We start from the raw sequence: 17,600 nt of genomic DNA, 5'->3' as shown, positions 1-17,600 counted from the left end.
GTCCGTGTCATGACTGACGTCGACGCGTTCACGGACATACCCACGACCACCCTGGCCGATCTGCTCGGCCGCGGGCAGGTCATGGACATCGGGATCCGGCCGCTGTGGGGGCCGGTGCCGCGGGTGGCCGGACCGGCCTTCACCGTACGGTGCCCTCCCGGCGACAACCTGATGCTGCACGCCGCGATCCACCGGGCCGGACCCGGTTGCGTCGTCGTCGTGGAGTCGGGCGACCTGGACTACGCCCTGGCCGGCGGCAACGTGTGCGCCGTCGCCCGGCGCCGGGGCATCACCGCGTTCGTCGCCGACGGGCTGATCCGCGACCTCGCCGAGGTCAGGGACCTGCGCTTCCCGGTGTTCGCCCGCGGTGTCATCCCCATCCCCGGTACCAAGTCGGCCGCACGGCCGCTGAACGAACGGGTGCGCTGCGGCGGGGTCGAGGTCGACGCGGGCGACACGGTCGTCGCCGACGAGGAGGGTGTCGTGGTCGTCCCCCGGGCCCGGCGCGAGGAGGTCCTGACCGCGGCCCGGGCCAAGCTCGCCAAGGAGGCCGCGGAGACCCTGGACGACTGGGAGTCGGCCCACCGCACGCGCATCGACAGGATCCTGGCGGACCAGGGCTTCGAGGGCTGACCGGCCTGCCCCGGCCGGTCGGTCGCTACGCCGCGGTGAAGGGACCTCCGTCTCCGAAGGCCAGTGCGTGGAAGCGGTCGCCGATGTGGCGGTGGGTGGCCGCGTCGGGGTGGACGTGGTCGGGGAGGGGCACGGCGCTCGCGTCCTTCGCGCCGTAGAGGTCGAGGCCGTCCAGGTAGTGCAGGTTCGGGTCCTCGGCGGCGCGCTGTTCGACGATGCGCGACAGTTCCTCGCGGATGACGGTGAGGGTCAGTTTGCCCAGGGGCGTCTCCGCCGGGTCGCCCATGGCGGAGAAGACCAGGCGGCCCTTGCCGATCTCGTCGCGGTCCGGGGCGGTGGGGCCGGGCGTGTCCTCGTGGATGGCGCAGTGGATGGGGGAGACGAGGAGCAGCGGGGTGTCCGGGTGCCCCTCGCGGATCGTGTCGAGGAAGCCGTGCACGGCGGGAGAGAACGCGCGCAGCCGCATCGCGTCCTGGTTGACGATGTTGATGCCCATCTTGACGCTGATCAGGTCGGCCGGGGTGTCCCGCATGGCACGCGCGGTGAACGGGTCGAGCATCGCGCTGCCGCCGAAGCCGAGGTTGACCAGCTCCACACCGCCCCGCAGCGCGGCGATCGCGGGCCAGATGGCCGTGGGGCTCGCGGCGTCGGAACCGTGGCTGATCGAGCTGCCGTGGTGCAGCCACACCCGGCGTCCCCGGTCCGGCGCGGGCGTCACGGGGGCGTCCGTGCGCAGGGCGACCAGCTCGGTGGTCTCGTTGTGCGGCAGCCAGATCTCGACGTCCTTGTCCCGCGCGGGCAGGCCCGTGAAGCGGACCGTGCCGACCGGACCGGACGTGAGCTCGGCCTGCCAGGTGGCCAGGTCGACGGTCAGGACGTTGCCGTCGGTCCCGGCGGCCTGACCGGCCGGGCGGCCGTCGACGAGCAGGTCGTACAGCCCGTCCGGGCGCGAGGGGAAGCCGGTGTAGTCGCGCTTGGTGCGCAGGGTGTCCAGCTCGACGGTGGTCGCGGCGGTACGGAACACCAGCCGTACGCCGGAGGGCTGGGCCTCGGCCATCGCCAGCTGCGCGTTGGTGTTCTGCGCGCGGGCCCGGGCGGGCAGGCGGTGCGGGAGCAGGCCGTGCTCGGTGCGCTCCACGTCGAGGGCGCCGCGCAGCAGGTCCGCCGTGAGGGGCGTGGTGATCCAGTCGTGCTCGGTGTGCATGGGTGTCAGCCTCGGGGGTCGGTGGGGGCCGCGGGCCAGTTCCGCAGCAACGTGTCGAGGGCGTCGAGGATCCGGGCCCAGGTCTCCTCGGTGTCCGGGGCGCTGTGGCTGAAACCGCCGCCGAGCTCCAGGCTGACGTAGCCGTGGAAGACGCTGCCGAGCAGCCGGACCGCGTGGGTCTGGTCCGGTTCCGTCAGGTCGTAGCCGCGCAGCAGCGCCCGGGTCATCTGCGCGTGCCGGACGCCGGCGCTCGCGGCCGCCGTCTGCGGGTCGAGCCGCAGCTGGGCCGCGGCGTAGCGGCCGGGGTGTGCCCGGGCGTAGTCGCGGTACACGTTCGCGAGGGCGGACAGGGCGTCCTTGCCGGCCCGTCCGGCCAGGGCGTCGGCGGCCCGGTCGGCGAGTTCGGTGAGGGCGAGCAGGGCGATCCTGGTCTTCAGGTCCTGGGAGTTGCGCACGTGCGAGTACAGGCTCGCGACCTTGACGTCGAACCGCCGCGCGAGCGCCGAGACGGTGACCTGGTCGAAGCCGACCTCGTCGGCGAGTTCCGCACCGGCCTCGGTCAGCCGCTCCGGTGTCAGTCCCACGCGTGCCATGAGGACTCTCCCTTCTGCCTGAAGAGAGTGTGCATCTTCCTAAAGGCTTTAGGCAAATATGCGCGACCTTTCGCCCCGTCGGGTCCTCCCCCAGGGCTTCAGGACGGAGATCACCGTCATGAACACGTAGGCGGACAGCGAGACGACCGGCCCGAACAGCACGTCACCGGCGTCCGGCAGCGGCCCGCCCGCGGCGACCGCGGTGACCGCGGAGTTCACCCCGGGGCGCAGGGCGAACACCGTGGCGGTGGTCGTGGCGAGGGTCAGCCAGAACTTCGTGTACACCCACCGGTACCTGGCCAGCCCCCACACCGTGCCCAGCGACAGCATCAGGCCGCTGAGGAGTGTGAGCAGCGCGACGGGGATCAGGAGCCAGTCGGCGAAGAGCTTCATGGCCCGGACGGACGCCTCCACCGTGACGGCGGACCCGGTGGATGCCGCGGTGGCCCCGAGTGCGAGCAGCCCGAGCGAGAGCCCGAGCCAGCTCGCGGAGGCGGTGACGTGAACGACCAGCACGGCCCGGCGGACGGGGCGGCTGAGTTTCTGGTTCGGTTTCACGGCCCGGCGGGTGGGGCGGCTGAGTTTCTGGTTCGGCTTCACGCTGTCACCGTGCCGGGGGAGGGGCGGTGCGGGCGTCTTGCGGCGGGAGTAAACCGGCGTACTGGCATCGGAGTACGGGGCGTGTCAGTGCCGTCACCTACCTTCGCGGCATGACCGAGCCCTCGTACGTCACCGCCGTCCGCGAGTCCTACGACACCGTCGCCGCCGCCGGAGCGCATCGCCGAACTGCTGGCCCGGGCCGGGCTGGTGGTCACGACGCGGGTGGTGCAGGAACCCGAGGGCGGGGTGAAGCGGCGGGCGGGCACGTTTCTGGCGTACAAGCCGCAGTAGCGGGACGGGCCCGGGGTGGGGTCCTCAGCCGTTCGGTTCGGTTTCTTCGGCGGCGTTGCCGACCGGTTGTTCGACGACGAAGGATCCCTTGCCTCGCACGGTGACGATCAAACCGCGCTCGCGGAGTTCCTGTGCGGCCCGTCGCGCGGTGAGTCGTGCCACGCCGTACTCGTCGGCGAGGTGGTTCTCGGAAGGGATGGGCCTGTCCGGCGCCAGCTCTCCGGATGCGATCTTCCCGGCGATGACATCGGCCAGTTGCATGTAGAGCGGCCTCGCGCTCATCGGGTCCAGACTGGACTTCGACCCTTTGGTATCGCTCATACGTCCAACGTAGAGCGGTAGCGACCTGCCCAATCGTGTGGATCCCTCTGTACTTGTATGTAGAGGGCTGCATGCAGGTGTAACGTCGAAGACGGAAAGACCCCGGCGAGGTGGGCTAGACCTCCCGGGGCATGGCCAACGCTGAAACTGGAGCGTCGACATGCATGACCTTATCCCCCGGGCCCTTCAATGGCTGCGCCTTCTCTTCGCCCCCGGCACCGGGAAACGGCGTCGGTGCCGCCCCCGGCGGCACCTCCTCCCTCACGTGCACCTCACCCTCGTCAGCTGCCCCTCCGCATCCCAGCCGCCGCAGCTTCCCCGCCACCGCTCCCCGTACGGCCTGCACAGTCCTCTCGACGGCACCGCCTCCCCCCTCGTCCGCCCCTACCTCGCCGCCCACGAACACGAAACCGCTCTCCAGGAACGCCGGCGCCTGGCCCTCGTGCTCGCCGCCGACTTCGGGATCGATCTCGACCAGCACCTGGTCGGCGTACGGAAGGTGGCCGCCTGATGGAACGCCCCACCGGTCGGACACACGTCACGCCGCCACCCCGGCTCCTGCCCTGGCTGTCCGCGGAAGGCAACCCCTGCTACCTGGTGACCGACGACAACGGCGGCTACCTCTCCCGTCTCGCCGACGAATTGATAGCCGTCCAGCTCGCCACCGGCACCGACGTGCTCGGCCTCGCCCGCAAGGTGCTGGACGACCCGGCCTCGCCGTACAGGGAGGTCCGTTTCGCCGAGTGCCTGACCGACGCGCTACGGGTCGCCGAGTCTCGGGGGATGCGCGTGCCCGGGCCGGAACGCTGAGGGCGCCTGAGAGGGTTACCCGCCGTGCGTCCACACGCGCAACGGCCCCACCGGTTCGAAGCCGTGCCGGAGGGCGACCGTCAGGTCGTCACCCTGCTCGTAGCCGACGACGGGCAGGGTGGGGAAGAGACGGGCGAGTGCGTGCAGGACGAGCGGCCAGGCCGAGTCGGGCCCGCCGTCACGGCCGAAGACGTTGGAGACGCCGACCACGTGCTCACTGCGGCTCGCGACCGCTCCGGCGACCACTCCGCCCTCGGTGTCGTCGGCGGAGCGTCCCAAAATCACGAAGGTCTCCGGCTCGGCGAGCAGCCCGGGCCGGAACAGGTCCGCGTCCCCCGCCCCGTCGTCCCAGGCCAGTGCCCAGGCGCGCAGCGTGTCCGGGTCGCCCGCCACGTCCCACTCGAGATCCGGTGCCGCCGTTGCCGACCCGGCGGGCCGGTGGATCCACTGCGCCTCGAAAAGCACCCGGAACCCGGCCTCCGCCAGGTCGAGGTCGGCGAAGCCGTCCTTGACCGAGGCGCCGGGCGAGGCCGTGTCGATCCGGGCGGTGAGCGCGTCGGTGTCGGCGTCCGGCCCCAGCGTCACGGCGTCGGGGTAGTAGAGCGGCGTCCGCACCGGGGCGGCCCAGGCGTCGGGCCCGAACTCGCCCGGCACCCCGTGCGCCCGGCACATCGCCGCACACCACTCGGCGTTGTTCCGGGCGGCGGCCCGGACGAGGGCTTGCTGCGGAGTCGTCATGCGCGGATCAAACCGATGGCAGGCCCGGCCCGTCCACCGATTTGATGGTTGCCGTCCCCGACCGCTGCGGGAAGGACCCCTCTGTGCCAGTCTCCCTCGCTGACTCCGGACCGGCCGTCGCGCTCCTGGGCGAGCTCGGCGCTGCCGAAATCGCCCACCCGGGCGGTACCCTCCTCGCCCACCTCACGCGGGTGCAGAGGCAACTCGCCGCGTGGGACGCCCGCCCGGCCCTCCAACTGGCGGGACTGTGCCACGCGTTCTACGGCACCGACGGCTTTCCGGACGGCCTGCTGCCCCTGGACCGCCGTGGCGAACTCGCAGCGGCGGTCGGTGCCGAGGCCGAGGCTCTGGTGTATCTGTACGCCTCGTGCGATCGAGGGGCCACCTATCCGGCGCTGGCGGAGGCCGACGGACCGTTTCACGACCGGTTCACCGGCCGGAGCCACGCCCCCAAGCCGCAGGCGCGGCGGGACTTCGCCGAGTTGTCCGCCGCCAACGAGATCGACCTCGCTCGCCTCGACCCCGCCTTCCGCGACCGGTGGGGCCCCGAACTGCTCAGCCTCTTCACCCGCATCCGTCCCCTGCTGAGCCAACCCGCCTGGGCGGACTGTCGGGAGGTGCTCGCCGGATGAAACTGAGCGCGATCACTCTGGACTGCGCCGATCCACTCGCCCTGGCGGCGTTCTACCAGCAGGCCACGGGATTGGAGCTGCATCCGAAGTCGGACGCCGACTTCGCCGCGCTGGAGGGCGAGAACGGCCTCTCCCTCGCCTTCCAGCGGATCGACGGCTATCGGGCACCGAGCTGGCCCGACCCCGCCGTTCCCCAGCAGCTGCACTGCTGTTTCCGGGTCGCGGACCTGGACGAGACGGAGACACGGCTGCTGGAGCTGGGCGCCGACAGGCCGGAACACCAGCCGAACGCGGACAGATGGCGGGTCCTCACGGATCCGGCGGGGCACCCCTTCTGCATCGTCGGGGGTTTCGCCGAGCCTGAATGAGGCGGCCCGCCCGTCCCGGGAACGAGTCCCCGGCCGACGGGCGGCGGCTCGGTCAGGATGGGATCCATGACCTCGTCGAACACACCGAAGACGTCGCACACACCGAACCCCCCGGCCCCGGCGGCCACCTCACCCACCCTGTCCGTCACGGAGATCACCACGCCCCGGCTCCGGCTGCGCAAGGCGCACGACGCCGACCGCGCCGGGTTCATCGAGCTGCAGACCGATCCCCAGGTCCGGTTACACCTCGGTGGCCCGAGGCCGCGGGCCGCGGTCGAGCAGTACTTCGACGCGATGGGCGTCGCGCACGTCACCCACAAGCCCGGCACGTTCGTCATCGCCGATCGGGCGACCGATGACCTCGTCGGGGTGCTCCTGATCCACCGACGCCCCCGCGACCTCCCCGGACACGTCACCGAGGAGGGAGGGGAACTGGAACTGACCTACGTCCTGCGCCGCGCCGCCTGGGGTTCGGGGCTGGCCTTCGAAGCAGCCACCGCCGCGTTGCGCGCCGCCGCCTCCGAACTGCCGGACCAGCCGGTCCTGATCGTGACCCAGACGGCCAACACCCGCTCCCTCGACCTGGCCGCCCGCCTCGGCTTCCGACGCGTGGCCACCTTCGAGGCCCACGAAGCCGAACAGACCCTCGCGGTGGCCGAACTGCACTCGTTCCTGGCCTGAGCGGTGGCCGGAGGTATCACATGCTCAGGAAACCGGGCCGTAGCGGGCGGCGATCGTGGTGGCACGGTTGTGCAGGGAGGTGCGCAGCCACTGCGGGGCCAGGACTTCCGCGTCGGTGGCGTGCTGCCACAGGGCCCACTCGGCATGCCGCGAGTCCTGGAAGATCACGTTCAGCCGCAGCCAGCCGTCCGCGTCGGCTTCCTCGGCGCACACGGCCAGGGCGTTGCTCACCAGGTGCTCCCGCCGCGCCGGGGCCACCCGCACCAGCACGGCGACCTTGTCACCGCCGGTCCGGAACCGCGCGTTACGCTCCTGCCAGGCCCGGTCCAGGTCGACGGTGTCCGGTCGCTGCGCGCACTCGTCGAGTTCCTCGGCGGCCAGCACCCGGGACAACCGGTAGGTGCGGTCCTCGCCGGCTCTCATGGCCAGCAGGTAACCCTGTTCGCGTACGGTGACCAGGCCGATCGGGTCCACCGTGCGCCACTTGGGGGCCTGGTCCACCGCCTCGTAGTGGATGCGCAACTTGTGCCCGGCGAACACCGCGCGCCGGATCTCGGCCACGATGCTGTCGGACATCTCCTCGGTGGCCACACGGCGCGAGAGAAGGTCGGTCTCCGGGTCGACGAGTAATCGCCGCGCCGCGTCGGCCGCCGTGTCCCGAAGGCCCTCGGGCAACGCGTCGACCACCTTGAGCATGGCCGAGGCGAGCGCCGAGCCGAGACCGAACATCTGGGCGCCGCGCCGCGACCCAGCCACGAGCAGGGCGAGCGCCTCGTCGTGATTCAGCCCGGTGAGCGCCGTCTGGAAGTCGGGCAGCAGTGCGAAACCACCGTGCCGGCCGCGCTCGGCGTACACCGGGACGCCGGCCGCGGACAGCGCCTCTATGTCGCGCAGCACGGTGCGCGTGGACACCTCCAGCTCGCGAGCCAGGGTTTCCGCGGTCATCCGACCGCGCTGACGCAGCAGGAGCACCAGGGAAACCAACCGGTCGGCGCGCATGCAAAAACACTAACCAAATACATGACCGAGGATGTCACGTTTTGCTGGAAGGCTCCGGAGCGCGACGACAAGGCCCGGCGAAATCCGAGTCGTTGGACGCACGTGACGCAGTGAACCGAATGGATGGAGCGAGTCGGCAATGGAACGTAACGCGGTCAACCCGGTGACATGGTCGGTCGAGATGGGCTTCAACCAGGGTGAGGTCGTCTCCGGACACTCGCGGACCCTGTACATCTCGGGGCAGACCGCGATGAGCAAGGAAGGCAAGCCCGAGCACGACGGTGACATGGCGGCACAGCTGGCGCTGAGCATCGACAACATCGAGGCGGTGCTCGCCGAGGCCGGCATGTCCCTCTCGAACCTCGTCCGGCTCAACGTCTACACGACCGACGTCGACCTGCTCTTCCAGCACTACGGTGTGCTGGCGGGCCGGCTGGGCGCCGCCCAGGTCGCGCCGACCACCACCATGCTCGGTGTGGCGCGCCTTGCGATCCCCGGCCAGATGGTCGAGCTGGAGGGCACCGCCGTCGCGTGATGTGACCCCCTCTGCCGTGCTGCCCGTTGCCCGCCGCCCCTGAACCGGCACGGGCAGCGGGCACGTGGCGCGTTCGGGGGGCAGGCCGCGTCTCACGCGCTCCCGGCCCTACCTCTCCTCGCCGCGGACGGCGCGGCGGAGCTTGCCGAGGCGCTCGTGCAGGACGCGCTCCCCGCCGTGCTGCGTGGGGCGGTAGTAGTCCTTCCCCACCAACTCGTCCGGTGGGTACTGCTGCTCCAGGACTCCCTCGGGGGTCCGGTGGGGGTACCGGTAGCCGATCGCGTTGCCCAGCTCCCTGGCGCCCGCGTAGCGGCCGTACCGCAGGTGGGCGGGGATCTCGCCGACCGCCCCCGCCCGGACGTCGGCCATGGCCTCGTCGATGGCGGTGATCACCGTGTTCGACTTCGGTGCCGTGGACAGGTGCACGGTGGCCTGAGCCAGGGCGAGGCGGGCCTCGGGCATGCCGATGAGCTGGACCGTCTGCGCCGCCGCGACGGCGGCCTGCAGGGCCGTGGGGTCGGCCAGCCCGACATCCTCACTGGCGTGCACCACCAGCCGCCGCGCGATGAACCGCGGGTCCTCCCCGGCCACGAGCATGCGGGCCAGGTAGTGCAGCGCGGCGTCGGGGTCCGAGCCGCGGATCGACTTGATGAACGCGCTGACGACGTCGTGGTGCTGGTCGCCCTGCCGGTCGTAGCGGACGCTCGTCTCGGCGACGGCCCGCTCCACCGAGGCCACGTCGACCACCGTGCCGCCGGTGTCGGTCACCCCGTCGGCGCTCGCCTCCAGGGCGGTCAGCGCGCTTCTGGCATCGCCGGCCGCGAGGCGTACGAGGGCGTCCTCGGCCTCGGGGGACAGGGTGACCGCGCCGCCGAGGCCCCGCTCGTCCTTCACGGCACGGCGCAGCAGTTCGCGGACCTCGTCCTCGCTCAGGGACTTCAGTTGCAGCACCAGCAGGCGGGAGAGCAGCGGGGTCACCACCGAGAACGACGGGTTCTCGGTGGTGGCGGCGACGAGCAGCACGAGCCTGTCCTCGACGGCGCCGAGCAGCGCGTCCTGCTGGGTCTTGGAGAAGCGGTGCACCTCGTCGATGAACAGCACGGTCTGCCGGTTCTGGCGGGCCCGGCGATGACGCGCGTCGTTCATCACGTCGCGGAGTTCCTTGACCCCGCTGGACAGCGCCGAGAGGGCGACGAAGTGCCGCGGGGCGACATCGGCGAGCAGCCGTGCGAGGGTCGTCTTTCCGGTGCCGGGCGGACCGTAGAGCAGCACCGACGCCGCCTCCCCGCCCTCCGCCAACCGCCGCAGCGGCGCGCCGGGGCGCAGCAGGTGCGCCTGGCCGACGACCTCGGCGAGCGTGCGCGGCCGCATCCGCGCCGCCAGCGGGGCGGAGGTCGGCACGGGCTCGGCGGGCGGAGGGGCGTCCGTCGTCGGTAACGCGAACAGCCCGTCGTCCTCGGCGGCCATCACCCCACCCGTCCTTCCCCACGGAGCACGCCGTGGTGCCGGGGCGGGACGGTCGGCCGAGGACCTCGGGCGCCCCGGCCCGCCGCGGCCCGGACTGCCGGCCGGACCCCGGAACGGCCGAGGGACGATGCTCTGCTGGACACGCGTGGCGGCCCTTCCTCTGTGGACAGGTCACTCATACGTTCTCGGTGGCTACGCGTACAGCGTTCCCCGGGCGACGACCACAGCAGCCCCCGCCACCTGAACCGACTCGATGCGTTCCGGCGTCCCTGTCGCGCGAGCGCGCATCGTCGAAGGACGGCCCATCTCCACCCCCTGCCGGATCTCGATCCACTCCCCGAACGGGATCAGTCCGTGCCGGGCCAAGTGTACCGGGAGGGAGCCGGCGGCCGAGCCGGTGGCGGCGTCCTCCACCACGCCGTAGGAGGGCGAGAACATGCGCAGCCGCCATCGGGTTCCCGAGCCCGCGAAGCAGTTGGCGGCCATGTCGGGCAGTCGCGCGAGAGCCCGTTGGTCCGGCTCCACGGCGGAGAGCGCGGCCACGCCGTCCAGGCCGACGAACACGTGCCGCGGCCCGTTGTCGTAGACCTCGACCGGCAGGGTGCTGCCGGTGGCCACCAGGTCGAGTCCGGTGAGCAGTTCGTCCGCTCGGTCGTAGGGCTCCCACGTCGGCAGGGGCTGCCACATGCCGGCCGCGACGGTCCGGCCGTCGTCGTCACGCTCCAGTTCGAACGTCACGGTGCCCTTGGCGGTCTCCATGCGGAGCTCTTTCGCCTCGTGCGACTCGCCGAGCACCACGGCCGTGCCCAGGGTGGGATGCCCGGCGAACGGCAGCTCGTTCACCGGGGTGAAGATACGGACCCGCACATCGCCGTCGTCCTGCGCGGGGAGGACGAAGACGGTCTCGGACAGGTGCATCTCCTGCGCGATCTGCTGCATGCGCCCGGCGGAGAGCCCGGAGGCGTCCAGGAAGACCGCGGTCGGGTTTCCTTCCAGCGGGACGTCGGTGAAGACGTCGGCCACCACGTACTCGTACGTACCCATGGGTTCCGTTCTCGAAGGTGGTCAGCGGGTCAGTGAGTGTCGAACACGGCCTGGTACTGGGCGACCGCCTTCTCGGTGGCCGCACGCTCGTCCGGCGTCGGGTTGAAGGGGTCCGCCGCCGGGGGCAGGGAACCGAACCTCAGCAGTGCGGCCATGAGGAGCATCCGCGCCTTGGTGGCCGTGAGGTTGTTGCCCGAGATGAACGCCGGGTCGGTGCGCCACGCCATGCCTCCGGTGTTGCCGCGACCCGTGCGGACCACCGGCATGCCGGCGAAGACGGCGACGCCCAGCGCCGCGTTCCTCGTCGGGTCGGCCATCCCGAACGGCGACATGCCCTCGCACACGAAGCCGGACAGGGGCGCGTGGGCGAGGTTGGCGTCGATCCGGGCGAGGATCTCGACCTCCTCGTCGGCGACGGGCGGGTTGTCCGAGCCGGTCCCCGTCGCCGCGTACCGGCTGTACTTGGTGATGGAGACGTGCGGCATGGCGGCGGGTACGAGCCCCTCGGCGTCCTTCGTCCCGACGTCGACCGGGAGCACGCCCGAGCCCAGGCTCCCGGTGACGCCGCCCACCCGCTCGGGGAGCACGGTGAGGCGCAGCTCCGAGCGATGGGTGTGCCGGCGGGCGGGGAGGTAGGTGAGCTGCGGAGGGCCGTAACCGCCGAGGTCGGCGACCACTCCTCCGTGGCCGCCGGTGACCTCGTACCCGCCGGGCCGGGCATCGACCTTGGTCACGTCCCGGGCCGCGTAGACGAGTTCGTCGACGATCACGCAGGCGCCCAAGCGGTCCTCGCCCCGTTCGTCCAGGGCGACGCCGGACGCGATGAACTTCACGCCGTCCACGACGTTTCGGTCGCCGTCCGAGCTCAGCGACTGGTGACGGCGCTGCGCCGCGTGTCCGACGAGGGGCACCTTCGTGTCGATCAGCAGACCGAGCCAGTACAGGGTCTCGTCGACGGTCGGGCTCCCCTCGAGCCACTGGACACCGGAGAACTCTCCCGTCGCGAGGACGGCCTGCACCTGGTTGGTCGCCCGGGCGAGGTCTCCCAGGCCGGGCTCGCTCTGGAGGTGGTACGGGTAGTAGACGAAGAAGTCCTGCCCGAGGCGCTCGGAGTCGGGGCCGGTGGTGTATCCGCCGGACGGAGCGGCGCGGAAGAACGCGAAGTCGGCGATGGACCCGAGCTCGACGGGGGTGCCGTGGTCGGCGAGGCCGAACCGCTCGATCTCCTCGTAGAGGCGGCGGGCGTCGGGGTAGAACGTCTGCCGGGCGGCTCCCGGGGGTGCGTACGGTGCGGTCGAGGTCTCCTCCCAGGCGGACCCGTCCGCCTGCCTGCCCATGTAGGGAAGGGGATAGAGACCGTCGGCGGGGTCGAGTTCGACGACGTGCACCGGGGTGGCGTCGCCGGACGGCTGCTCGGCGTGGAACGTGCCGTCCTCGTCGAGCCAGCCGTCCGGCGGGGCGTACAGGTCCGCCGCGTCCGCCTCCAGCGGGTGCGCGCTGAAGGCCTCGACGTACAACGTCACGGGCGCCGCGAGCCGTTGCGGACGCAGGACGTCGAAGCGGGAGGGGCGCAGCGGCAGACCGTGGCGTGCCCGCGCCTTGTTCGACGTGACCAGGTCCGGTGTGTTCAGGATCGTCGCCGTCGGCCCGGCGAACACCGCGATCCGCGGCCGCGGCCTGCCGGACGGAAGGCTGTCGTCCATCACAGCGGCCTCAGATGTTCGACGGTGAGGTGGTGCTGTTCCGCCAGCCGCTGGGCGACCAGCGACCGGTGGCACGCTTCGGGGTCGCGTTCGACGCAGAAGAGTGTCGCGACGCCGCCGTCCGGCAGCGCCGCCACGATCGGATCGAGGTCGACCGGATCGAGGATCTCCGTGGTGTAGCGGCGGGTGTACTCGGCGGCGAGCTCGCGGCGGGAGCGCTTGCCGACCCCCTGGCGGGCGTCCTCGGCGTACTGGAGGTGACGCAGCTCGGTGGTCGGGGCGAGTTCGCGGTGGTGCCGGTAGGCGATCCCGGCCTCGGCGAGGGCCGCTTGCAGCCGGAGCGAGTTCGCCCAGGCGTAGTCCGGTCCGCGTACCCCGCGGCGCTGACGTACGTCGAGCAGCAGACGCACGTCCGCCTGCCGCAGTCGTTTCAGGAAGGAATCGCCGTCGAAGCCGTAGACGCCGATCGTTGCCAGTCTGAGCACGGAAGATCTCCTGTTGGTGCTGTGGCCCGGGCGCGTTCTGTGCGTACCGCCGTGCGGTTACGGGGTGCGCGGTGCGGCGATCAGGGCGGTCGTCTCCATGGGCAGCTCCGCCGTTTCGGCGATCTCCAGGCCGGCGCGGTCCAGCAGCCGGGTGATCCGGTCGACGGTGCGGTGCTCGCCGCCCGTCGTCACCAGGAGGTGCAGGTCCCACAGAGCGGGCAGCACGGTGGAGTTCTCGTCCTCGACGAACCGGTCGAGGATCAGCAGCCGCGAGGAGGAGTCCGCCATGGCGCGGCGGCAGTGCTCGAAGACACCGACGACGGCTTCGTCGTCGTGGCCGGCCAGCACCCGGCAGAGGATGTAGACGTCCCCGCCCGGCGGGACGCCCTCGAACATGTCGCCCCCGACCAGCTCGGCACGGTCCGGGCCGACGGTGGCGGACAGGTGTTCCCGCGCCTTGGGCATCATGTGCTCGCGGTCGAAGAGCGTGCCCCTGGCGTCCGGCGTGGCGCCGAGGATCGTGGCGAGCAGGTGCCCGCCGCCACCACCGACGTCCACGACCTTCTTGCCGGAGAAGTCGAACACCTCGGGCACCTGGTGGAAGAACATGCTCGCGGCGTTCATGGTGAGCTGGAACCGGCGGGCGGTGGCCGGGTCCTGCCCCAGGTGGTCGTAGAACGACCGGCCGTAGGCGACTGCGAATCCCGAGCTCTCCGTGCTGATGGCGTGGTGGGCGTGACCCCACGCGGAGTAGAACTCCTCGCCGTAGAGCAGGCACATGTCGCTCAGGGACTGGGGGCCTTCGAGGAGGGCGGCGCTCACCCGGGTACCGCGGTATCCGGTGGAGTCGCTGCCCTCGAATATGCCCATCGCCACCAGCAGGCGCATCAGACGGTGGATGCCCTGCTCGCTCGCCCCGGTCGCCTTGGCCAGTTCGGCGTCGGTGTTTCGGCCGGCCTCGATGTGGTCGGGCAGTCCGAGTTTGACCGCGGTGTAGAGCGCCTGCGCCTTCCATCCCCCCGTGATGATGTCGACCACGTCCCGCGTGGCCTGCACGTCGACTGTCATTGAGCCCTCACCGTCCCGCCCTCCGGGCCGACGCCGGTCGGCCCATGTCGCCGTGCTCTTCCACGGCACGCCATCACGCTTCGTGCTACGCATCGCCTCTTCGCCACCCGCCGGACCGCGCGCAGGCCCCGGTCCGCCGCCGTCACGGCGGCGGGTGACCAGGGGCGTACTGCCTCCGGATCCACCGGCAGATCACCTCCACGACATAGGCCCGCTCGGCGTCGTCGAGTGCCCGGCCGGCGGGGATGCCGTGCCAGCGGGTCAGACAGGTCCGACAGCACGTCGCGGTGGCGTGCTGGGCGACGAAGACGGGGTGCCCTCGGTAGGGCGTCTGACGGCCGTCGTTGCGCGGTTCGGCCGGCGCCAGCCTCTGACCGATCAGATCCTCGGCGTGCTTGCGGACGGTCGTGATCCCGCGCAGGTCGACCACCGCGCGATCCCTTCCGCGCAGCCGGAACTTCGCGCGGAAGGGGTGCCGCCCGATCCGGTCCAGCCGGTCGTCCAACTCGTCCGTCATCGGTTCCGGGCTCCTTCGGACGCGGCCCCGCGGGCGATCAGGACCGCTGCTGTGTGATGTTGAACATCCAGGTGATCCCGAACCGGTCCACGAGCGTGCCGGCCTCGTCGCCCCAGATCTGCTTCTTGAGGGGCATCGCCACGGTGCCACCGACGGACAGCTTCTCGAAGTGGTCGCGGAGGCCCGCGTCGTCGCCGCCGAGGTAGAGCGCCACGTTGGTGCCGGGGTTGAAGGGGACCCGCTCCGGGACGTCCCACGCCATCACGGTGAAGCCGTCCGCGGTGTTGAGCGTGGCGTGCATGATCTTGTCCGCGTCGGGCGACTCCGAAGAGCCGAAGTCGGCGAACGTGCCCAGCTCCAGCTTGCCGCCGAGGACTTCATGGTAGAACTCCATCGCCTGCCGGGCGTCCCCGTCGAAGGCGATGTACGGGTTGAGCTGAGATCCCATCCGATGCTCCTTGTCGGTGTCCGTGGAAAGCGGGCGGATCCTCAGGTGGGGATCCCACCCCGATTGATCTTCGGCACCTCGATGCCCAGCGCACGCAGTTGCTGGAACGGGTTCATGAACTCGCGTTGCTGCTTGATCCTGCCGTCCTCGAGCAGGAACGAGTGGATGAAGTGGTTCCGGTAGTAGCCGGGCGGATAGTCCGGGTAGAGGATGCGGCCCTCCCCGTCGCACTCGACCCAGAACCTGTCGGGGTCCTGTGTCTCGAAGATCTCGACGTTCTTCCACTCCCAGTCGGGGAACATGCGCAGCGACCACTCGCCGTGCGCCTTGAGCGTCTCGTGTCCCTGGGAGGTGACGGGTTCGCCGGTGTCGCTGGTGTACAGGCCGGCGCTGCCGTCCTCGGTGAAGAGCAGGTAGCGCGTCAGCCGGTTCTCGCCCTTGCGGCTCATGTAGTCCGCGACGACGGCCCGGTGCCGGGCGCGCAGGTCGCGGTCGGCTTCGAGCCCGCCGGACGGGGCGTCTTCCGTTCCCATCTCGTGTTCCTCGATCCGTGTTCCCGGCGTGCCGGGGGATGGACGTTGAAGGGGGCCGGGCGTTCAGAGACGGAGCTCGGGCCGGTAGATGTCCAGCCAGGTACTCAGGTCGAGCACCCGCTCCAGGCCGTTGCGGACGTCGATCGGCATGGTGGCCGAGTCCTGCCGCGTCATGCCCTCCAGCCAGCTGCGGTCGACCAGATCGAAGACCGGGTCGTCGGTCGTGAGCAGTTCCTTGGACTGCTGGAGCAACGCGTTGGTGTAGGCCGGGGCCAGAGTCGCGGGATAGGGAGCCTTCACCCGCTTGAGCACCGACTCGGGCAGCAGGTCGGCCGACGCGGCACGGAGCAGGCTCTTCTCCCTGCCGTCGAAGGTCTTCAGCGACCAAGGAGTGTTGTACACGTACTCCACGAGGCGGTGGTCGCAGAAGGGGACCCGGACCTCCAGCCCCACGGCCATGCTGATCCGGTCCTTGCGCTCCAGGAGCATCCGGACGAAGCGGGTCAGGTGCAGGTGGCACATCACCCGCATCCGCATCTCGTGGTCGCTCTCGCCCTCTGCCCGCTCGACCTCGCCGACCGCGTCGGAGTAGCGGTCCCCGATGTAGGTGGGCAGGTCGAGGGCGGCGGTGATGTCGGCGTTGAACCGGTCGGACACCTGGGCCCGCGCGCCACTGACGAACACGGCCATCCAGGGGAAGGTCCGAGCGGCCTGGACCTCCGGCTGGTGGAACCACCGGTACCCGCCGAAGACCTCGTCGGCGGACTCCCCGGACAGGGCGACCGTGGACTGCTCCCGGATGGCCTGGAACAGCAGGTAGAGCGAGTTGTCCATGTCACCGAGGCTGAGCGGACTGTCCCGCGCGGTGATGACGGCCCGGCGCACCGCCGGGTCGGCGATCGAGGCGTGGTCGAGCACGATGGACTCGTGCTTCGAGCCGACGTGCGCGGCGACCTCGCGGGCGTACGGGGCGTCGGTCGTGGCACGCAGTTCGTCGGCGACGAAGTCGTCCTCCCGTCCGACGAAGTCCACCGCGAAGCTGCGCACCTTCTCACCGGGCTCGCCGTGCTCCCCGGGCCGGCCCAGCTTGGCGGCGGCCAGCGCGGTGATCACGCTGGAGTCCAGGCCGCCGGAGAGCAGGGTGCAGCGCGGGACGTCGGAGACCAGCTGGCGGCTGACGATGTCCTCGAGCAGCTCGCGCACGGTGGCGACGGTGGTCTCCCGGTCGTCGGTGTGCGCACGGGTGGGCAGCGTCCAGTAGCGGTGCTCGCGCAGGCCGGAGCGGTCGACGGTGACCAGGCCGCCCGGTACCACCTCGTTCATCCCGCACCACACGGCGCTGCCCGGAGTCTGCGTGAAGCTGACCAGTTCCCGCAGTCCGGCCAGGTCGACCGCGCGGTCCGCCAGCGGGTTGGCGAGGATCGCCTTCGGCTCGGAGCCGAACATCACCCCGTCGTCGGTGCGGTAGTAGTAGAGCGGCTTGACGCCCATCCGGTCGCGGATCATCACGAGCTTCTCGACCCGGGAATCCCAGATCGCGAACGCGTACATGCCGTTGAGCCGTTCGGCGACCGCCTCGCCCCACTCCAGGTAGCCGTGGAGCACGACCTCGGTGTCGCTGCGGGTCTGGAACCGATGGCCCCGACGCCGCAGCTCGTCCCTGAGCTCGGTGTAGTTGTAGACCTCACCGGTGTAGGTGATCGTCACCGGGCCGTCGTCGGTGGGCACCACCATGGGCTGCGTGCCACCTTCGAGGTCGATGACCGCCAGCCGTCGGTGGCCGATCGCCGCGTGCCGGTCGAGCCAGGTGCCGTCCGCGTCCGGCCCCCGGCAGGCCATGGTCTGCGTCATCGCGTCCAGCTGCGCACGCTGCTGAGTCAGATCCCGGTCGAACGAGACCCAGCCCGTCATTCCACACATCGACTTGCCC

The 17,600-nt window shown here is 71.1% G+C and carries 22 protein-coding genes; 7 read left to right on the top strand and 15 right to left on the bottom strand.

Annotated features, from left to right (window positions below; translation table 11 throughout):
- The first annotated feature begins 9 nt into the window (after positions 1–9).
- Complete coding sequence (locus FDO69_RS37050; protein WP_104787566.1) at positions 10–633, top strand: RraA family protein; 624 nt, start codon at positions 10–12, stop codon at positions 631–633.
- 25 nt (positions 634–658) lie between these two features.
- Here FDO69_RS37050 and FDO69_RS37045 read toward each other — a convergent pair whose 3' ends face one another.
- The 4 genes from FDO69_RS37045 to FDO69_RS37025 form a co-directional block, all read right to left on the bottom strand.
- Complete coding sequence (locus FDO69_RS37045; protein ID WP_104787563.1) at positions 659–1,837, bottom strand: GDSL-type esterase/lipase family protein; 1,179 nt, start codon at positions 1,835–1,837, stop codon at positions 659–661.
- Between the two features lie 5 nt (positions 1,838–1,842).
- On the bottom strand, positions 1,843–2,430 hold the full coding sequence (locus tag FDO69_RS37040; protein WP_104787560.1) for a TetR/AcrR family transcriptional regulator: 588 nt from the start codon (positions 2,428–2,430) through the stop codon (positions 1,843–1,845).
- Positions 2,431–2,478: 48 nt separating this feature from the next.
- The gene (locus tag FDO69_RS37035; RefSeq protein ID WP_104787765.1) at positions 2,479–2,988 is read right to left on the bottom strand and encodes a DUF2269 domain-containing protein; all 510 of its coding nucleotides are present in this window, start codon (positions 2,986–2,988) and stop codon (positions 2,479–2,481) included.
- A 357-nt stretch (positions 2,989–3,345) separates the two neighbouring features.
- Complete coding sequence (locus FDO69_RS37025) at positions 3,346–3,642, bottom strand: GntR family transcriptional regulator (RefSeq protein ID WP_234388264.1); 297 nt, start codon at positions 3,640–3,642, stop codon at positions 3,346–3,348.
- Between the two features lie 160 nt (positions 3,643–3,802).
- Here FDO69_RS37025 and FDO69_RS37020 point away from each other — a divergent pair, with 160 nt between their 5' ends.
- On the top strand, positions 3,803–4,153 hold the full coding sequence (locus FDO69_RS37020; RefSeq protein ID WP_104787554.1) for a hypothetical protein: 351 nt from the start codon (positions 3,803–3,805) through the stop codon (positions 4,151–4,153).
- Positions 4,153–4,452, top strand: coding sequence for a hypothetical protein (locus tag FDO69_RS37015; RefSeq protein ID WP_104787551.1), 300 nt, complete (start codon positions 4,153–4,155; stop codon positions 4,450–4,452). The genes FDO69_RS37020 and FDO69_RS37015 overlap by 1 nt, the downstream gene beginning before the upstream one ends.
- Positions 4,453–4,467: 15 nt before the next feature.
- Here FDO69_RS37015 and FDO69_RS37010 read toward each other — a convergent pair whose 3' ends face one another.
- Positions 4,468–5,190: a hypothetical protein gene (locus tag FDO69_RS37010; RefSeq protein WP_104787549.1), complete on the bottom strand. Its 723-nt coding sequence runs from the start codon at positions 5,188–5,190 to the stop codon at positions 4,468–4,470.
- An 83-nt stretch (positions 5,191–5,273) separates the two neighbouring features.
- On the opposite strand from FDO69_RS37010, the gene FDO69_RS37005 reads away from it, so the two are divergent.
- The 3 genes from FDO69_RS37005 (at position 5,274) to FDO69_RS36995 (ending at position 6,871) form a co-directional block, all read left to right on the top strand.
- Positions 5,274–5,822, top strand: a complete 549-nt coding sequence (locus FDO69_RS37005) for a DUF6817 domain-containing protein (protein ID WP_104787546.1) — start codon at positions 5,274–5,276, stop codon at positions 5,820–5,822.
- Positions 5,819–6,190 (top strand): VOC family protein, encoded by a 372-nt coding sequence (locus FDO69_RS37000; protein ID WP_104787543.1) that lies wholly within the window; start codon positions 5,819–5,821, stop codon positions 6,188–6,190. Before FDO69_RS37005 ends, FDO69_RS37000 begins: the two co-directional genes overlap by 4 nt.
- Positions 6,191–6,256: 66 nt before the next feature.
- Complete coding sequence (locus FDO69_RS36995; RefSeq protein WP_104787540.1) at positions 6,257–6,871, top strand: GNAT family N-acetyltransferase; 615 nt, start codon at positions 6,257–6,259, stop codon at positions 6,869–6,871.
- Positions 6,872–6,895: 24 nt separating this feature from the next.
- Here FDO69_RS36995 and FDO69_RS36990 read toward each other — a convergent pair whose 3' ends face one another.
- Positions 6,896–7,870, bottom strand: coding sequence for a helix-turn-helix transcriptional regulator (locus FDO69_RS36990; protein ID WP_104787538.1), 975 nt, complete (start codon positions 7,868–7,870; stop codon positions 6,896–6,898).
- A gap of 139 nt (positions 7,871–8,009) precedes the next feature.
- On the opposite strand from FDO69_RS36990, the gene FDO69_RS36985 reads away from it, so the two are divergent.
- Positions 8,010–8,405, top strand: coding sequence for a RidA family protein (locus FDO69_RS36985; RefSeq protein ID WP_104787535.1), 396 nt, complete (start codon positions 8,010–8,012; stop codon positions 8,403–8,405).
- 108 nt (positions 8,406–8,513) lie between these two features.
- Here the strand turns inward: FDO69_RS36985 and FDO69_RS36980 are convergent, their stop codons facing one another.
- The 9 genes from FDO69_RS36980 to asnB all read right to left on the bottom strand — a co-directional run bounded on the left by FDO69_RS36980 (position 8,514) and on the right by asnB (position 17,590).
- The gene (locus tag FDO69_RS36980) at positions 8,514–9,872 is read right to left on the bottom strand and encodes a replication-associated recombination protein A (protein WP_104787533.1); all 1,359 of its coding nucleotides are present in this window, start codon (positions 9,870–9,872) and stop codon (positions 8,514–8,516) included.
- A 192-nt stretch (positions 9,873–10,064) separates the two neighbouring features.
- Positions 10,065–10,916, bottom strand: coding sequence for a PhzF family phenazine biosynthesis protein (locus FDO69_RS36975; protein ID WP_104787530.1), 852 nt, complete (start codon positions 10,914–10,916; stop codon positions 10,065–10,067).
- Positions 10,917–10,945: 29 nt separating this feature from the next.
- Positions 10,946–12,619: an asparaginase domain-containing protein gene (locus FDO69_RS36970; RefSeq protein ID WP_234388263.1), complete on the bottom strand. Its 1,674-nt coding sequence runs from the start codon at positions 12,617–12,619 to the stop codon at positions 10,946–10,948.
- Positions 12,619–13,104: a DUF488 domain-containing protein gene (locus FDO69_RS36965; protein WP_104787527.1), complete on the bottom strand. Its 486-nt coding sequence runs from the start codon at positions 13,102–13,104 to the stop codon at positions 12,619–12,621. Before FDO69_RS36965 ends, FDO69_RS36970 begins: the two co-directional genes overlap by 1 nt.
- A gap of 57 nt (positions 13,105–13,161) precedes the next feature.
- On the bottom strand, positions 13,162–14,172 hold the full coding sequence (locus FDO69_RS36960; RefSeq protein ID WP_104787524.1) for a methyltransferase: 1,011 nt from the start codon (positions 14,170–14,172) through the stop codon (positions 13,162–13,164).
- A 142-nt stretch (positions 14,173–14,314) separates the two neighbouring features.
- Positions 14,315–14,689: a DUF4186 domain-containing protein gene (locus FDO69_RS36955; RefSeq protein ID WP_104787521.1), complete on the bottom strand. Its 375-nt coding sequence runs from the start codon at positions 14,687–14,689 to the stop codon at positions 14,315–14,317.
- Between the two features lie 37 nt (positions 14,690–14,726).
- On the bottom strand, positions 14,727–15,137 hold the full coding sequence (locus tag FDO69_RS36950; protein WP_104787518.1) for a VOC family protein: 411 nt from the start codon (positions 15,135–15,137) through the stop codon (positions 14,727–14,729).
- Between the two features lie 41 nt (positions 15,138–15,178).
- On the bottom strand, positions 15,179–15,670 hold the full coding sequence (locus FDO69_RS36945; protein ID WP_170320997.1) for a PhzA/PhzB family protein: 492 nt from the start codon (positions 15,668–15,670) through the stop codon (positions 15,179–15,181).
- Between the two features lie 63 nt (positions 15,671–15,733).
- Positions 15,734–17,590 (bottom strand): asparagine synthase (glutamine-hydrolyzing), encoded by a 1,857-nt coding sequence (asnB, locus tag FDO69_RS36940; RefSeq protein WP_104787515.1) that lies wholly within the window; start codon positions 17,588–17,590, stop codon positions 15,734–15,736.
- Between the last annotated feature and the right edge of the window lie 10 nt (positions 17,591–17,600).

The organism is Streptomyces tibetensis, assembly GCF_007655005.1.
GTDB classification, from domain to species: Bacteria; Actinomycetota; Actinomycetes; order Streptomycetales; family Streptomycetaceae; genus Streptomyces; species Streptomyces tibetensis.
Note: the sequence above shows the minus strand (reverse complement) of the source record. Positions and strands in the feature narration are given on the sequence as shown.

Excerpts from the sequence above, each read along its gene's own strand:
- FDO69_RS37050 (WP_104787566.1), top strand. The coding sequence starts at position 10 with ATGACTGACGTCGACGCGTTCACGGACATACCCACGACCACCCTGGCC.
- FDO69_RS37045 (WP_104787563.1), bottom strand. The coding sequence starts at position 1,837 with ATGCACACCGAGCACGACTGGATCACCACGCCCCTCACGGCGGACCTG.
- FDO69_RS37040 (WP_104787560.1), bottom strand. The coding sequence starts at position 2,430 with ATGGCACGCGTGGGACTGACACCGGAGCGGCTGACCGAGGCCGGTGCG.
- FDO69_RS37025 (WP_234388264.1), bottom strand. The coding sequence starts at position 3,642 with ATGAGCGATACCAAAGGGTCGAAGTCCAGTCTGGACCCGATGAGCGCG.
- FDO69_RS37020 (WP_104787554.1), top strand. The coding sequence starts at position 3,803 with ATGCATGACCTTATCCCCCGGGCCCTTCAATGGCTGCGCCTTCTCTTC.
- FDO69_RS37015 (WP_104787551.1), top strand. The coding sequence starts at position 4,153 with ATGGAACGCCCCACCGGTCGGACACACGTCACGCCGCCACCCCGGCTC.
- FDO69_RS37010 (WP_104787549.1), bottom strand. The coding sequence starts at position 5,190 with ATGACGACTCCGCAGCAAGCCCTCGTCCGGGCCGCCGCCCGGAACAAC.
- FDO69_RS37000 (WP_104787543.1), top strand. The coding sequence starts at position 5,819 with ATGAAACTGAGCGCGATCACTCTGGACTGCGCCGATCCACTCGCCCTG.
- FDO69_RS36995 (WP_104787540.1), top strand. The coding sequence starts at position 6,257 with ATGACCTCGTCGAACACACCGAAGACGTCGCACACACCGAACCCCCCG.
- FDO69_RS36990 (WP_104787538.1), bottom strand. The coding sequence starts at position 7,870 with ATGCGCGCCGACCGGTTGGTTTCCCTGGTGCTCCTGCTGCGTCAGCGC.
- FDO69_RS36985 (WP_104787535.1), top strand. The coding sequence starts at position 8,010 with ATGGAACGTAACGCGGTCAACCCGGTGACATGGTCGGTCGAGATGGGC.
- FDO69_RS36980 (WP_104787533.1), bottom strand. The coding sequence starts at position 9,872 with ATGGCCGCCGAGGACGACGGGCTGTTCGCGTTACCGACGACGGACGCC.
- FDO69_RS36975 (WP_104787530.1), bottom strand. The coding sequence starts at position 10,916 with ATGGGTACGTACGAGTACGTGGTGGCCGACGTCTTCACCGACGTCCCG.
- FDO69_RS36970 (WP_234388263.1), bottom strand. The coding sequence starts at position 12,619 with ATGGACGACAGCCTTCCGTCCGGCAGGCCGCGGCCGCGGATCGCGGTG.
- FDO69_RS36960 (WP_104787524.1), bottom strand. The coding sequence starts at position 14,172 with ATGACAGTCGACGTGCAGGCCACGCGGGACGTGGTCGACATCATCACG.
- FDO69_RS36955 (WP_104787521.1), bottom strand. The coding sequence starts at position 14,689 with ATGACGGACGAGTTGGACGACCGGCTGGACCGGATCGGGCGGCACCCC.
- FDO69_RS36950 (WP_104787518.1), bottom strand. The coding sequence starts at position 15,137 with ATGGGATCTCAGCTCAACCCGTACATCGCCTTCGACGGGGACGCCCGG.
- FDO69_RS36945 (WP_170320997.1), bottom strand. The coding sequence starts at position 15,670 with ATGGGAACGGAAGACGCCCCGTCCGGCGGGCTCGAAGCCGACCGCGAC.
- asnB (WP_104787515.1), bottom strand. The coding sequence starts at position 17,590 with ATGTGTGGAATGACGGGCTGGGTCTCGTTCGACCGGGATCTGACTCAG.